The sequence below is a fragment of the Bacteroides sp. 1_1_30 genome, from assembly GCF_020982715.1.
Classification (GTDB): domain Bacteria; phylum Bacteroidota; class Bacteroidia; order Bacteroidales; family Bacteroidaceae; genus Bacteroides; species Bacteroides xylanisolvens.
The window spans coordinates 1-1,192 of sequence record NZ_JAJKHN010000218.1; the positions used below are offsets into that span (position 1 = coordinate 1).

The following is a 1,192-nucleotide window of genomic DNA, read 5'->3' on the forward strand; positions in this document are numbered from 1 at the left end:
GCGACCATTGAACCGGAGGTAATGGTAAACCATGCCGGAACAATCCTTACAAGAGAAAAGCTGGTCATGGGAGAAAATGGTTACGTGCGGATTGAAGAGTACGGATTTGAAGATTCCATGACACTGGACGAATGGCTTGCAGAGTATAATTAAAACGATGGAAACAGGTGTTAAAGAACTGACAGAAAAATACCGTAAACGTTTTGAGGCTTTTTATCATACGGAAGGAAGCAATACCGACAGAAAAGGAAGCAGGAGGAAGAGAACGGAAGAAAGTCCGAGCTTTCTAAAAGAGGTCATACACTCGATACTTGATACGCTACCGGAACTGTTACCGAGTATGGTCTTATCAAAACCACGGGTGATTACGCTATGTACGGAAAATATTGCCGTATTAAAGCATGCGCTGTCCTTACTGGTGGATTTTCTATAAACGAGAACTTGAGCTACTTTTTACACCTCCGTTCCATGGTAAAGCCTGTAGTAAAAGCCATAGGATAGACAATATGAACAATTCGTTAAAACCATCAGCGAGGAGTTTGAAAAAAGGAGGTGAAAATGAGAGAATAGTTCCGCTTATAAAAAGTGGGGCGAGTCCGCAATTTATTGTATATTTGTCCAATAAAAAAGTCTGTATATACCTTTCGGATGAACCCCCAACAACTGAATTGGTTGCAGGCACTTTTTATGTTTGGCAGGCACCAAACCATACACATATATTATATGAAAAAGGAACAGATTATCCGTCAGTGTTACGGAGGTATGAAAGAAAAGCATGGCATGGAAACTATTACCCTTTTCCATGTAGGTGATTCATACGAAGCGTATTTTGAAGACGCCGAAACGATTTCCCGGATCATGGAAGCGCCTCTTTTCAAGATGACGGCGGCGAATATTCCTGCTGTCAGGATATCAGATACTGCCATGGAGGAATGCCGAAACCGGTTGTTGGATGCAGGACATGAAGTATGCGTGTCCGAGTTCCGGGGTGCATCCGGCCGCCACATCCTCAAAATTCTATGAAACAGTTAAGAAAGCAGGCTGATGAGTTTGTTTTCATGACAACTACAATCGGTCCACGGGCGATATTGGTATTTCTTGTCATTGTGGTAGGACTGTTACGGATGTGTATTCCCGATAAGACTGATCCAATGGACAACAGTATCAACAAATCTTCCGAGATAGTGGCCCA

General features: G+C 42.7%; 3 protein-coding genes. All 3 read left to right on the top strand.

Annotated features, from left to right (window positions below):
• Positions 1-6 precede the first annotated feature (6 nt).
• The 3 genes from LPH68_RS26285 to LPH68_RS26295 all read left to right on the top strand — a co-directional run bounded on the left by LPH68_RS26285 (position 7) and on the right by LPH68_RS26295 (position 1,023).
• Entirely contained in the window at positions 7-153 is a 147-nt protein-coding gene (locus tag LPH68_RS26285) for an LPD28 domain-containing protein (RefSeq protein WP_370638813.1), read from the top strand.
• 4 nt (positions 154-157) lie between these two features.
• Positions 158-433, top strand: coding sequence for a hypothetical protein (locus tag LPH68_RS26290; RefSeq protein ID WP_229101774.1), 276 nt, complete (start codon positions 158-160; stop codon positions 431-433).
• 290 nt (positions 434-723) lie between these two features.
• Positions 724-1,023 (top strand): hypothetical protein, encoded by a 300-nt coding sequence (locus tag LPH68_RS26295; protein WP_032532939.1) that lies wholly within the window; start codon positions 724-726, stop codon positions 1,021-1,023.
• Positions 1,024-1,192: the final 169 nt, after the last annotated feature.